General features: G+C 53.4%; 11 protein-coding genes. 6 read left to right on the forward strand and 5 right to left on the reverse strand.

Going from position 1 to position 13,254, the window contains the following annotated elements; all coding sequences use genetic code 11:
• Positions 1-10: 10 nt before the first annotated feature.
• Together NXS13_RS08210 and NXS13_RS08215 are read right to left on the reverse strand one after the other, a co-directional pair.
• The gene (locus tag NXS13_RS08210; protein WP_259158673.1) at positions 11-949 is read right to left on the reverse strand and encodes a bile acid:sodium symporter family protein; all 939 of its coding nucleotides are present in this window, start codon (positions 947-949) and stop codon (positions 11-13) included.
• Positions 950-1,107: 158 nt separating this feature from the next.
• On the reverse strand, positions 1,108-2,394 hold the full coding sequence (locus tag NXS13_RS08215) for an alpha/beta hydrolase (protein ID WP_259158672.1): 1,287 nt from the start codon (positions 2,392-2,394) through the stop codon (positions 1,108-1,110).
• A gap of 72 nt (positions 2,395-2,466) precedes the next feature.
• On the opposite strand from NXS13_RS08215, the gene NXS13_RS08220 reads away from it, so the two are divergent.
• On the forward strand, positions 2,467-3,207 hold the full coding sequence (locus NXS13_RS08220; RefSeq protein ID WP_259079838.1) for a YggS family pyridoxal phosphate-dependent enzyme: 741 nt from the start codon (positions 2,467-2,469) through the stop codon (positions 3,205-3,207).
• Between the two features lie 162 nt (positions 3,208-3,369).
• Entirely contained in the window at positions 3,370-4,506 is a 1,137-nt protein-coding gene (locus NXS13_RS08225) for an alpha/beta hydrolase family protein (protein WP_259289613.1), read from the forward strand.
• Here NXS13_RS08225 and NXS13_RS08230 read toward each other — a convergent pair.
• The gene (locus NXS13_RS08230; protein ID WP_259158669.1) at positions 4,503-5,564 is read right to left on the reverse strand and encodes a sialidase family protein; all 1,062 of its coding nucleotides are present in this window, start codon (positions 5,562-5,564) and stop codon (positions 4,503-4,505) included. The two genes, NXS13_RS08225 and NXS13_RS08230, sit on opposite strands and share 4 nt — an antisense overlap.
• A 565-nt stretch (positions 5,565-6,129) precedes the next feature.
• Between NXS13_RS08230 and NXS13_RS08235 the strand changes: the two genes are divergently transcribed.
• The 3 genes from NXS13_RS08235 to pflA all read left to right on the forward strand — a co-directional run bounded on the left by NXS13_RS08235 (position 6,130) and on the right by pflA (position 9,548).
• Positions 6,130-8,211 carry a pyruvate formate lyase family protein gene (locus tag NXS13_RS08235; RefSeq protein ID WP_259079833.1) on the forward strand — a complete coding sequence of 694 codons (2,082 nt, stop codon included), beginning with the start codon at positions 6,130-6,132 and terminating at the stop codon, positions 8,209-8,211.
• 127 nt (positions 8,212-8,338) lie between these two features.
• Positions 8,339-8,590: an autonomous glycyl radical cofactor GrcA2 gene (grcA2, locus tag NXS13_RS08240; RefSeq protein ID WP_259079829.1), complete on the forward strand. Its 252-nt coding sequence runs from the start codon at positions 8,339-8,341 to the stop codon at positions 8,588-8,590.
• A 91-nt stretch (positions 8,591-8,681) separates the two neighbouring features.
• Positions 8,682-9,548: a pyruvate formate-lyase-activating protein gene (gene pflA / locus NXS13_RS08245; RefSeq protein ID WP_259079828.1), complete on the forward strand. Its 867-nt coding sequence runs from the start codon at positions 8,682-8,684 to the stop codon at positions 9,546-9,548.
• A 44-nt stretch (positions 9,549-9,592) separates the two neighbouring features.
• Here pflA and NXS13_RS08250 read toward each other — a convergent pair whose 3' ends face one another.
• Both NXS13_RS08250 and NXS13_RS08255 read right to left on the reverse strand, forming a co-directional pair.
• Entirely contained in the window at positions 9,593-10,177 is a 585-nt protein-coding gene (locus tag NXS13_RS08250) for a bifunctional 2-polyprenyl-6-hydroxyphenol methylase/3-demethylubiquinol 3-O-methyltransferase UbiG (protein WP_259079822.1), read from the reverse strand.
• A 270-nt stretch (positions 10,178-10,447) separates the two neighbouring features.
• Positions 10,448-11,074 (reverse strand): hypothetical protein, encoded by a 627-nt coding sequence (locus NXS13_RS08255; protein ID WP_259079821.1) that lies wholly within the window; start codon positions 11,072-11,074, stop codon positions 10,448-10,450.
• 154 nt (positions 11,075-11,228) lie between these two features.
• Between NXS13_RS08255 and NXS13_RS08260 the strand changes: the two genes are divergently transcribed.
• The gene (locus NXS13_RS08260; protein ID WP_259079819.1) at positions 11,229-13,169 is read left to right on the forward strand and encodes a solute carrier family 23 protein; all 1,941 of its coding nucleotides are present in this window, start codon (positions 11,229-11,231) and stop codon (positions 13,167-13,169) included.
• Positions 13,170-13,254: the final 85 nt, after the last annotated feature.

Here is a 13,254-nt window from a genome sequence, read left to right on the forward strand (position 1 = left end):
TGCTTTCATTTTATAGGTGGGTTATATCTCGACGGCGGCATAATGCCACAAAGAAGGCGCCGGAAATATTGTGCCATACTGCCGCCACCGCGCCGGGTAGGGCAGCTTCGGGGCTGAAGAATTGCGCGGACATACCAGAGCTGAGACCGGCAGATTGGGTGGCAACCTCGGTAGCGACAGTGCGGCGCTGTGCTCTCGATAGTCCCGTGATTCGGCCGGTGAGGTATCCCAGTAGATAACCCAAAGCGTTATGAATGAGAACGCTGAGGAAAACAATCAAACCAACCGTAGCTAAATTATCAGCGTTTTTTCCCACCACCCCGAAGACCACCGTCCCGATGAGGAAGATAGAGATCCACGGTAAAAATCCCACGATACGCGCCACTAAATGGGGAGCAATTCGATTAATAACCAAACCCAATACCACTGGAATAAGCACCGTTTGCACCAAGGCCCACGCCATCCCGGTGGCATTGACCCCAGTATGAGCATTGGCAAGCAAGAGCATAATCAGCGGGGTCATGATCGGCGAAATAAGAGTGGACACCGAGGTCATTGCCACTGATAGCGCGACATCGCCGCGAGCAAGGAAGGCAATGACATTGGAAGAGGTTCCGCCAGGTACGGAGCCAAGCATGAGCAGCCCGACGGCCAGGGCGGGGTCAAGGTTAAGGGCGCGTCCAACCGCTAAAGCCAAAAGAGGCATTATGACAAATTGCGCGATAACCCCGATGATAATCGGTAGTGGTCTGAGCATGACCTGTTTGAAATCGGGAATGCTCAGGGTGAGACCCATGGCGAACATAATCACCATGAGAAAATAGTTTATATATCCGGTAATCGGGACGAAAGGGGCTGGAAAAATGAGAGCCACGATGGAGCCGAGAACAATAAAGGCCGGAAATATCAGAACGATCGCCTGTGCGCGGCGGGCTTCGGGTGCAGCCAAAACCATAATCCTTCTCTAATTAACTGATGGGAATCGGCACTTTTTGGCTATGGGTGGGCTGCAGCGCTCAATATATAATGCTCACCGCGGCGCGGATGGGCGCGGTGAGGTCGATAGTATGAGAAATTGGACTTCTTTTCAAACGAGACCTTATATTTCTAATGATCGAGCAATTTGCGGTGCAGAATTTCGAGAATTTTTGCTCCGTCTTCACGCAGACCATCGTGCTGGTAATAATTCGTCATATGCATCCTCATATCTCCTAAGGTATGTGCTGTAGCTAGGGATAATTCAAAAGGGACGAAGATGTCATCCACGTACACAGCTGCGGCCATGCGCGATGCACCGGCAAGGATCTCGGGGTTATAGGGAGAATGCGTAAATTCGTGGTGGGCCAGTTTCTCCGCGGCCTCCTTAAAGGGCTGTAAAGCTGGATCCTCATCAAATTGCCACGGATAGATATGCTCGCCCGTCAGATAGTAATTCTCTGCTGTAATGGGGTCGAGATCCTCGGCGAAACCGTCTATAAGATTCCGCATTCGCTCCGCTGACCATTTCGTGGCTCCTAATCCGCCGACTCCGGCATAAATGGACTCGTGAATAGCTCCATAGAGCGGACCCTGTTCGAAACTTACCTGTGCAGAGATCCGATCGAGGACATCGCGGCGGAGCCGCTTCTCTCCTCTAACTATGTAGAAGGGTTCTTCCAGCAGCCACGCCAGATCCATAAAACCGCTCCCGCGGCCTAGGTTTATCCCAATAGTTCGAAAGCGACGCGAACTCAAGCGTTCCCCGGTGGGCAAGATCTCCTCGGAGTTATCAAGGTGATAAGCGATCTCTCGAATCCGGCTCTCAGCCCAAGGGATATGCCGGTAGAATTCCTTATGCCGCTGCGCTAGCTTGCGGTAGGTATGGGTATAAACTTCATCAGCGCAGTGGTGGATTGCTGGAATTCCACCAGTGAGGTAGGCCTTGTCAATGACCTCGGGGTGCAGGGAATAATAGCTATGTATACAAAAACCACCGTAGCTCTGCCCCATGACACTCCACTGATCAATGCCAAGATATTCTCGGAGCGCCTCAGCATCAGCGATAATATTTTCTTGCCGCAACAATACGAGACGCTCGAAGGTTCGATCGCGGGGATCACTAGCAGCGTCGATCCGATGCGAATACCCGGTGCCGCGTTGATCCAGCAGGATTAGGCGATAGTGTTTCAACATAAAGCTCAGCCAACCCGACGCTGATACCGGCCGCGGCGCAGGAAAACCTGGTCCACCTTGGAAATACACCATAGCGGGAAGATTTTCATCGGCGTAGATCTCACGAGCAAAAAGAGTGAAAGTATCAGAATCTTTGTCGCTAGGATCCCACGGTACCTCGAGTCGGTGGTCAATGATGGTATGACCAAAATACCGCATGGGTTGGGTGCTTGTTGCGTTCATGCCGTCAATTGTAGGCAGGGTTTTAGGCAGCGTACAGCGAGCACACCACCCTCTAGCGATTACACTTTATTCATGATGTCTATTTCAATTCCCGAGCACCCTATGAGTCCAGACGATATTCACACCCGCTATATGGCTCTGAAAAAGGAGATCAGCGCCGCCGCGTCTGATTACGGTCGCAGCGATGGCCCCGATATCCAACTTTTGGCCGTCTCAAAAACCTTCGATATTGAGATAATTAAACTCGCCGTTGCAGCGGGCATCAAGGAATTTGGGGAGAATCGTCCCTTAGAGATGGCATCCAAAGCCCAAGCACTCCCGGGTTTGCAGTGGAATATTATCGGCCCTGTCCAGCGCAATAAAGCGCGCGAGGTTGCCCAGTATGCCACCAGGCTGCATTCACTCGATTCTGTGCGCTTAGCCCAGGCTTTAAATAAACGCCTTCTGCACTTCGATCGGCATCTCGATGTACTCATTCAGGTCAATACTTCGGGCGAGGAATCTAAAAGTGGAATTCACCCGAGCGACGCTGAAGCGATAATGGCCGACATTGCTCCGCTCGAACGCCTGCATATTCGCGGACTGATGACAATTGCTCCTTATTCTCCGTCGGAGCAGGTTGTCCGAGGGGCTTTCGAGCGCCTGCGGCTGCTGCGTGATCGACTCCTGTGCGTTATACCCGATGGGGTTGAACTGAAGGAATTATCGATGGGGATGAGCAGTGATTTTCGCTGGGCCATTGCCGAAGGATCCACTATTGTGCGGCTAGGAACAGCCATATTTGGCCATCGGCCGACCTCAGTTTATTCCTAAAGCTGTACTCCTAGGCATACGATCTTTGGGATCATGTGCATAAGAAACAGGCCGGTTTCCGGTAACGCACATGGCCCTTATTGGCGCTATACTGTTAGCGCACTCGCGACATTAGGGCTAGGAGTGATAGCCCTGGTGCCGCTTTCCCTTTATATAAAAGCTATGTTAAAGCTACGGATAGATGAGGTCACGATGCCGGATAGCGCTGGAGCCGATGACGTATTCGGACGGCGGATGCAACGAATTTTCAACAGCCCCATCGCTGATGCGCTGATTCCGCTGGCCCTTGCAGTGGTTCAATCCACGCCCCTAATCTGGCGCAGAATTCCTGCCATTTATTCCTATATGCTCGACGAAACTCCACCTCGCCAGGATTTTGCCGCAGCCACCCTCGTAGGCATCAGCCCAGATCCTCAGCACGAGGGGGTCGAACGGTGGTCAATCGGCAGTCCGAGTATGCGGCGCGTCGTCGAGGTTCAGGTGGTACGCCCGCGTGATAGCGATAGCCCCGCTCCCACCCTCGTGCTACTTGATGGGGTATCGGCCCCCAAGGAGTCTGGTTGGCTTCGCGAAGGTCAGCTCTCGCAGTTCCTCGCCACCACTAATGCCACGGTGGTCATGCCTACCCAGGCACCTGGTTCCCTCTACGAGGACTGGGTGCACGACGATCCAGTTGTGGGCCGCCACCAATGGGAGTCTTTTATCAGCAAAGAACTGCTCCCCATTATAGAAGATCCTCTCAATGGTATTAAAGCTAACGGACACCATATTATCGGCGGATTGTCTATGGGAGCCGCTGGAGCCGTACGAATTGCGGCCCGTCATCCCGATATTTTCCACGGTGTTATTGGTCTCTCAGGCTGCTATTCCACGTCTGGGGTTCTCGGACGTGGAATGGTTCTAGCCATTGTGCGCTGCGTGGGGGCGGAACCCGATAATATTTGGGGTCATGGGATGACAAAGCGACGCTTGGCCGCAGATATTGCGGATCATCCTCACGGGCTCGGAGCACTTCCGGTTTATCTTTTTACCGCTAATGGTCGTATCTCGGATGAGGATATCAGGCTGCACCGCGGCCATCCTCGCTATGAACTACCAGGTGCGGTGGTTTTGGAAAAAGCAGCCTATCGCTCGACCCGCATCCTTATCAAGCGCATGCGCGAACTGGGCCTCCCACAGCCTGAAACTGATATTGAACACAGCGGGGTGCACGCGTGGGCTTATTACGGCCCCCAGCTGTGCAAAGGGTGGAACTCGGTCTATAGCCGCGTGTCCGACAAAGAGCCGGCTAGTTCCTAGCACCGAAAGCTGCACATCCAGATCTCGCCGAGGACCTCATAGACCACCACCAGATAACCGTCATGGTAGGCAAGATCGATATACCCGCACGGCCCTGTGTGGAATCGCAGAGGCGGTTTCTGCGAGATAGGCTGGGTGGGGTCTGAGTAGGTGTGGGGGTCGACGATCTCTAAGAAACCGTCCTGTCGCCCTGCTCCGCTGTAGGCGAAGACGAGGCCGTGAGGCGTATCGACGAAGCTGGCATTGCAGGCTGCAGCCGGGGGCGTGGAGGAAAAACCAATAGTATTCCAGCTGCGCCCATAATCGGAACTGATTGCCCTATAGCGGCCAAGCTCCCCTGTTTCATAGGCTGAGGTACGGCGCGCGGAGAGATATAACTGGCCTAAGTGAACGCCGTAGCAGGTTTCATCCATATCGTCGCCGATAACCTCTCCCACACTCCACGTGTCACCTTTATCGTGGCTAATCAGTGCGCGATGCCACGTTCTGCCCTGGTGGTCGCGCATAACGACGGGAAGAATCCAGTGCCCCTGGTTGACTACCGCATGCCCAGAGGTCACAAAAGCCCCTGCATAATCGCCGACAACCATATCTGTGAGACAGTGGGTTCTAAAGGTGCGTCCACAATCGTGGGAGATCGCAATTTCACTGTGCAAAACCTGGTCGCTGTCACGGCCTTGAGAGCCGAAGAATCCCACCGTATGACTGCGCGCATACACTACTGCGAGGTTAACACCATCCACAATGATGGCGGGATCAGAGAATCCCTGACGTGGATGAGTGGATCCGGAACGGAAGATCTCGTATTCAATAGGTCCATCGATAGTACCGCGACCGATAATGAGCGAATTGGGATTTGGTAAATCGCTAGGCATCGCGCCGCCAAGTCCGGTGTCGTCGTCAGCCGGCAATCTGCTATCACATAAGAGCAGCACATCACCCCCATCGAGGAATGCAATGGCTGGGATCCGAAGTTCTACGGTACGGGGATCAACGGTGCCGGCGGCACTTAGCTGTGCGGCATTCACGAGAAGGTGGGGTGGTTGGTGGGGGATCATAAATGTCGATGGTACAGATGATGGACCGGGGATCACCTTGTGATTTTACCCACTAAGCACCCCCGATTATCCCCCATCTACCGCATTTATATCACAGAGAAAATACCCCCTATCACCCCCAATAGGCTCGCCGTATACACGCCCCACAATCGGGGGCTCCACACCCCCTACCCGATTAGATAAGTTCGGTAAAACCTGCTACTTTCACCCCCTTTTTCCCGATTTACCACCCCCTAAGTTCTATAAAACCAGTTTCAATAGCGGCGAAAACTGCACATTTTCGGGTTATAACCCTAACTGCCCCTGAACTGCTAAAAGTCCGAGCGGGCTTATTTGTCAATAAGCCCACACATTGAATCTATGGAAATTCTTATTAGAACGGGTAGATTGGTTGAAGGTAAGGACGTTGAGGAACAGCGTGCCTGCTGAAAAGCGGCATGCCGAAAGCGGTGCACGTCGAGGTCATACTTCGACCATCCAGGGGCGCCGAGAACTTTAGGGATTATTCCTCAGCACTACAGTCGACTTAGAAAATTAATATATGCAGAAAGGTCAAAGACTACTCGTGAGCACCACTGCTTGGCAGGATTTTGCACCCGGAAATTGGCAAACAAATATTGACGTTCGCAATTTCATCCTCGAAAACTACACCCCCTACGAAGGTGACGCCTCATTCCTTGCAGGCCCCACCGAAAAAACTCTCCGCGTCTGGGATCAACTAGAAAATAACTACCTCAAAGTGGAGCGCGCGAAGCGCGTCTACGACGTTGATACCGAAACCCCCGCGGATATCGACGCCTTCAAAGCTGGCTATATCAGCGAAGACGATGACGTTATCGTCGGTCTGCAGACCGACACCCCACTCAAGCGCGCCATGATGCCTAACGGCGGATGGCGCATGGTTGAGACGGCCATTCGCGAGGCTGGGCTTGAGCCAGATGAGCGCGTCAAGGAAATCTTCACGAAATACCGCAAGACCCACAACCAGGCGGTCTTCGATATCTACACTCCTCGCATTCGCGCGGCTCGATCTTCCCATATCATTACCGGCTTACCCGATGCCTACGGTCGCGGCCGCATTATTGGCGATTACCGCCGTGTAGCCCTCTACGGTGTGGACTTCCTCATTAATGAGAAGAAGGCCGCAAAGGATTCTGTCAATGGTGCAGATTTCTCTGAGCACTGGGCACGCTACCGCGAGGAGCACCAGGAGCAAATTCGCGCCCTCGAAAAGCTCAAGACCATGGCACAGTCTTATGGTTTTGATATTTCAGGCCCCGCGACCACCGCTAAAGAAGCCGTGCAGTGGACCTACTTCGCCTACCTCGCCTCTGTGAAGAGCCAGGATGGCGCCGCTATGTCCATCGGACGCCTGTCTGCCTTCCTCGATGTCTACTTCGAGCGCGATCTCAAGAGTGGATTGATTACCGAGGCTGACGCTCAGGAAATTATCGATGCTCTGGTTATTAAACTTCGCATCGTCCGCTTCCTGCGCACCATCGATTATGATCAGATCTTCTCGGGCGACCCTTATTGGGCAACCTGGTCCGATGCTGGTTTCGCCGAAGATGGTCGCCCCATGGTCACCAAGACCTCCTTCCGTCTGCTCCAAACCTTGCGCAACCTCGGGCCAGCACCAGAGCCTAATATCACCATCTTCTGGGATCCGAACCTGCCTAACGGTTATAAGGAATTCTGCTCGGCAATCTCCATCGAGACCTCCTCAGTACAGTACGAGTCCGATAAGCAGATTCGTGATCGCTGGGGCGATGACGCAGCCATTGCCTGCTGTGTATCCCCGATGGCGGTTGGTAAGCAAATGCAGTTCTTCGGCGCTCGCGTCAACGCTGCCAAGTCCCTCCTCTACGCCATCAATGGCGGCCGTGACGAGGTGACTGGCAAGCAGATCGTTGAAGGATATGAGCCTGTTCAGGGCGATGGCCCACTCGATTTCGACGATGTGTGGAATAAGTACGAGGCCATGCTGGACTGGGTTGTTGGCACCTATGTGGAAGCCCTCAATATCATCCACTACTGCCATGACCGCTACGCTTACGAGTCCATCGAGATGGCACTGCACGACTCTGAGATCATTCGTACCATGGGCTGCGGCATTGCTGGCCTGTCCATCGTGGCAGACTCCCTAGCCGCCATTAAGTACGCCAAGGTCACTCCCGTTCGCGACGAAACAGGTCTCATCGTCGACTACGTCACCGAGGGCGACTTCCCGATCTACGGCAATGACGACGATCGCGCCGACGATATTGCGGCCACCATCGTGCACACCGTGATGAGCAAGATCAAAGAGATCCCACTCTACCGCGACGCCATTCCTACCCAGTCGGTGCTGACCATCACCTCGAATGTGGTCTACGGCAAGGCTACTGGTGCATTCCCATCCGGCCACAAGGCTGGTACCCCATTTGCACCGGGCGCTAACCCAGAGAACAGCCTCGACTCCCACGGTATGGTTGCTTCCATGCTCTCGGTGGGCAAGCTGGATTATGAGGACGCCCTTGACGGCATTTCGCTGACCAATACGATCACTCCTTCCGGCTTGGGCCGTACCAAGGAAGAGCAGGTTGCGAACTTGGTTGGCATCCTCGACGCTGGCTTTATCATGGATACTTCCTGCCCAAACGGGTAGGCCATATTCCAGACTAAAAGTCTAGAAATTGGGGCTCATCTTCGACTAAGATGGGCCCCAAGCAGGAAAAATCCTCAAATATTTGAGGTGCATATACAACTACTTAGTTTCAGAAAGGTTCTACCCAATGTCTGCAAAATCCTTCGAAGAGCGCATGGCTGATATGAAAGCTGCCCGTTCCCGCAACAATATGGGCTCTGGCCTCTACCACGCCAATATCAACGTGCTCGACCGCGCTACCCTAGAAGATGCTATGGAGCACCCAGAGAAGTACCCGAACCTAACCGTTCGTGTGTCCGGTTATGCTGTGAACTTCGTGAAGCTCACCAAGGAGCAGCAGCGCGACGTTCTCTCGCGTACCTTCCACCACAACGCTTAAATAGAGCGTAGATCTTCGGACGCGCGAAAACTGATAATTTGCAGCTTTCGCGCGTTTTCTTATACTTCTTTCGAGGACGTGAACTTTTACTATGGCTGATGGAATTAACACCACTGTAACTCTCGCCCCTGGCTCGGGCCCGCGTATTCGCGGTGTTGCCCAGGGTATCGGTGCAGGCATCGACCTCACCATCGAACGCCCCGAACTCATTGCCGCCCGTCGCACTGGCGATATCGGCCTCGTTCACTCCTGGGAGCTTGTCACCGCCGTCGACGGCCCTGGCACCCGCATGACACTCTTCCTCTCGGGTTGTCCACTACGCTGCCAATACTGTCACAACCCCGACACCATGGAGATGAAGGAAGGGACCCTCGAGAAGGTCGAGGATATTGTGCGCAAAATCAAGCGCTATTCCACCGTCTTCCGGGCCAGCGGCGGCGGGCTGACCATTTCCGGCGGCGAGCCCCTCTTCCAAATCGCCTTTACCAGGCGAGTGCTCAAAGAGGTTCATGATGCCGGCATTCACACCTGCATCGATACCTCAGGCTTCCTTGGCTCACGTCTGAGCGACGACGATCTTGAAAATATCGATCTCGTGCTCCTTGACGTTAAAAGCGGTATCCCGGAGGTCTACCATGAGGTTACAGGGCGCATTCTGCAACCCACCTTGGAATTTGGCGATCGCCTCAACGCCCTCGGTAAGAAAGTGTGGATACGATTCGTCCTTGTTCCAGGACTCACTGATTCCGAGGAGAATATCCAGGCAGTCGCCGATATTGTGAGCAAATGGAAGGACAATATCGAGCGCATTGAGGTCTTGCCCTTCCACAATATGGGTGAAGATAAGTGGAAGAGCATGGGGATGAAGTACACCCTCGAGGGGGTCAAACCTCCCACACCAGAGTCAGTGGAGAAGACTCGAGACGTCTTTAGACAACTCGGCTTCACCGTTTACTAAAAAATTTACCCGCGTGCCAAACTTCTGGCATGCGGGTAAATATTTTAGGGCTTTTCTAGAACGGCAACTAAAAATTCAGAATCGGCTTCGAAAGGTCGTCCATCCCAACTCTCTAGCAGCAGTGACTCTTTAAAACCAGCTTCGCGTGCCATCTCGAGAAAGTGGGGAAAGAGCCAGCCACGGCCGATTCCAAACCCAATAACAGCGCGACCGTTCGCGCTCAACACTCGCGCGATATTCTTCAAAGCAGGCAACCTTCCCTCAGGTGGCAGGAAGCCCATCACATTGCCGGCTGAGACAATTAGATCGTAATTGTCACCCGGGAGTGGATCAACGCATAAGTCCCCGACCTCCCACCGCGCCTCGGGGTAATCCTTGCGAGCATAATCAATGAGCACGGGATCGAGATCTGTGCCTACAACATGGTGACCCTGCTGGGAGAGGTATCCACCTATCCGGCCTGTTCCGCAGCCGGCGTCGAGGATTTTCGCCCCCCTGGGCGCGAGCGCATCAATTAAACGTGCTTCACCAACGATATCGCGGCCCTCCGCTTGGAATCGATACCAGCGCTGGGCGTACTGCTCGGAGTGGTTGGGGTTATGGTCGAGAATTTCTTTCCATGTAGGCATAGCCACAGTGTATCGAGGCCTGTTGGCAATTACGAGCTGTCGAAGGCTCATGTCCTAAGCACCGAACACGACGCTCTCACTAGCAGCGGAAAGTCTTACGTAGCGACACCGCTGCGTAACAGCGCCCTCAGTATGGTCGTACTGATTCTTGTAATCTCGAGGCGTTTCGCTCCCTAGCTAGGTAGCGGGGATCCGTCACCCCATGCATCGCGGCGTAGCCCACACACAGATCCTTTTGATTAAGCTGAGCCATCCTTCCCCGCCGCAAATTTATAGGGGGACGATTAGATCCAAAGCTAATAGTCTTTCGAGCATTTTCTTAGGATCTGATTCCTGCCAGCCAGTGATTTCACCATGAGCGTTTTCGTATTCCAGGATATATTTATCGTTTTTTACGATACCGAGCAGATAGTAATCAGTTCCTCTCCGCATGTGTAATTCAATGAAATCAGAGATTCTAATCGCTGGTTCTATGGGCATGTGGAAGGTTATAAGCGCGTCGAACAGCTCGTGGACCCACGTCCTTAAGGGCTCGGGGGCGCCTTGTACTGCCATATATCGGCGGGCATGCAGGGCTTGACTGCGCTGGTGGTCGCTGAGGGCGAGCGTAGGATCAATGGCTCCGTGCTGAGTAAGAGCGGTCCGAATCTGGTCAATCTCTTCATACTCTTCTTGGCTATCTATTTCGTTGACAAATATCGCCTGGAATACATAGCTGCCAGTACGGCTTATCGTTACGCTAATCTCGTTGAGGTTAAAGGCCCAGTGAAATTCTGGGCATGGGGTGCCGGCTACTAATATTTCACCGAGTTCGCAGTCTTTGACCCCCACCCACTGGCGCAGTGCGTCCATGAGGGCTGCGGTCGCTCTTTCCTGTGCTTGATTGAATCTACTCATCATTCTCCTTCACCCGCCCCATGATCTAAACCACAGTTTATATGGCACTGTTCGTTTAACCACAAGGGGTCGCTATTCCTAGGACTTTTCGCTGCGCACACGGCTAAAATTCTCCCTACACTACTTCGATTTGCACACTCCCAAGGAGATTTTTGTGACTTCCGCTGCAGGCATTACGCCGCCTATACAGCCACCTATTCACCCAGTGGATCAAGTCCCCGGTGCCTCGCGGCTCGCCGCTCTCGGCCTTCAGCACGTTCTGGCATTCTACGCCGGTGCGGTTATCGTGCCCCTTTTGATAGCAGGATCGCTCAATCTCGACGCTGAAACTACCATCCACCTCATTAATGCCGACCTACTGACCTGCGGCATTGCTACCCTGATTCAAGCGGTAGGCATTGGAAAGCACGTCGGTGTGCGCCTTCCTATTATTCAAGGCGTGACCACTACTGCGGTCGCCCCCATCATCGCCATCGGGATGGGAGTCACCAATGGTGAAGGTGGCCTTGAAGCCCTGCCAACGATTTACGGAGCCGTGATCGTAGCAGGGCTTTTTACATTTTTTGCCACCCCCATATTCGCTCGCTTCCTAAAATTCTTCCCCCCTGTTGTGACAGGTTCTGTCCTCCTCGTCATGGGTACTTCGCTCCTTTTTGTCTCAGCTAATGATTTCACCAATTATGCTGACGGCACCCCGGCCACCAAAGATCTCGCGTACGCAGCTGGCACGCTGCTGGTTATTATTCTCGCTCAGCGCTTCTTCAAAGGATTTCTCGGTACTCTTGCCATCCTGATCGGTTTGGTTTCGGGCACCACGGTGGCATTAATTCTAGGCGATGCCAACCTCGATAAAGTTGCCGAAGCCGCTCCTATTGGGATTACTACGCCTTTTTACTTCGGTATCCCGCAATTTAATATCGCGGCCATTATCTCGATGATTATTGTCATGATTATCACCATGGTGGAGACGACGGGCGATGTTTTTGCCACTGGTGAGATCGTGAAAAAACGAATCCGCCGAGATGATATTAAGCGCGCGCTGAGGGCAGATGGTCTTTCCACCTTCCTTGGCGGCATTATGAATTCCTTCCCTTATACTTGCTTCGCCCAAAATGTCGGGCTGGTGCGGATTACGAATGTGAAATCGCGCTGGGTTGCTGCGGCTGCTGCTGGATTTATGATCATTCTCGGCCTCCTTCCCAAGGCGGGCGCCATTGTCGCATCGATTCCTTCCCCCGTGCTCGGGGGCGCCTCACTCGCAATGTTTGCTGCAGTTGCCTGGGTGGGAATGCAAACCATCGCGAAGGCTGATCTCAACGACAATCGCAATGCCGTCATCGTGAGCACCGCTCTCGGTTTGGCCATGTTGGTGACCTTCAAACCGTCAATTGCGCTGGCTCTTCCCGAGTGGTCACGTATCTTCGTTTCCTCGGGCATGTCTATCGGAGCTATCGCAGCGATCGTGCTCAATCTCCTCTTCTTCCATATCGGGAAACCGGCGGGCTCGGATATCGCCCGAACGGGCGATAAGGGAGTATCTTTAGCCGATCTCAACGCTATGAACAAGGCAGAGTTCGTTGCGGCACTGCGGCCGCTTTTCAATCAGCAAACCTGGCCGCTGGAGCGCGCTTGGCAATCTCGCCCCTTCGCTGATATTAACGAGCTACGCAGCGCTATCCAGGTATCTGTGCTCACCGCCGGCGAAACGGACAAACTCAACCTGATTAACGATTACCCCGATATGGCGGCTCTCTTGATGGCCGATACCGTCAGCTCGCGAGAAATTTCCTCCGACCGTGGTTCTATCGGTATCGATGATCTCGATGACGTAGAAACCCAACGGATCCAAGATATCTCTCGTGCTTATAAGGAACGCTTCGGCCTTCCCTATGTGGCCTACCTTGATACTACTGACACTGTGGAATCGATCATTGAATCGGGTATTCGCCGATTGGGCAACTCCGATGAGCAAGAGCGGCGCGTTCTTCTCGCCGAAATTGTGGAAATCGCCAATGATCGTTTCGATCTCCTGCTTGCCGACGCCAACCCTGTTCGGTCGGCGTGGGATCGAAAGTTTACTGAAGTCGATTCTTAAAATACCCCGTAGCAGCCCCACCGTATCTGGTGGGGCTTTTTTCTGGCTCAATGCTTATGGCCTGGCGATGGATTTTTGTGCTTTG

This window comes from Corynebacterium sp. ES2730-CONJ (assembly GCF_024834055.1).
Lineage (GTDB): Bacteria > Actinomycetota > Actinomycetes > Mycobacteriales > Mycobacteriaceae > Corynebacterium.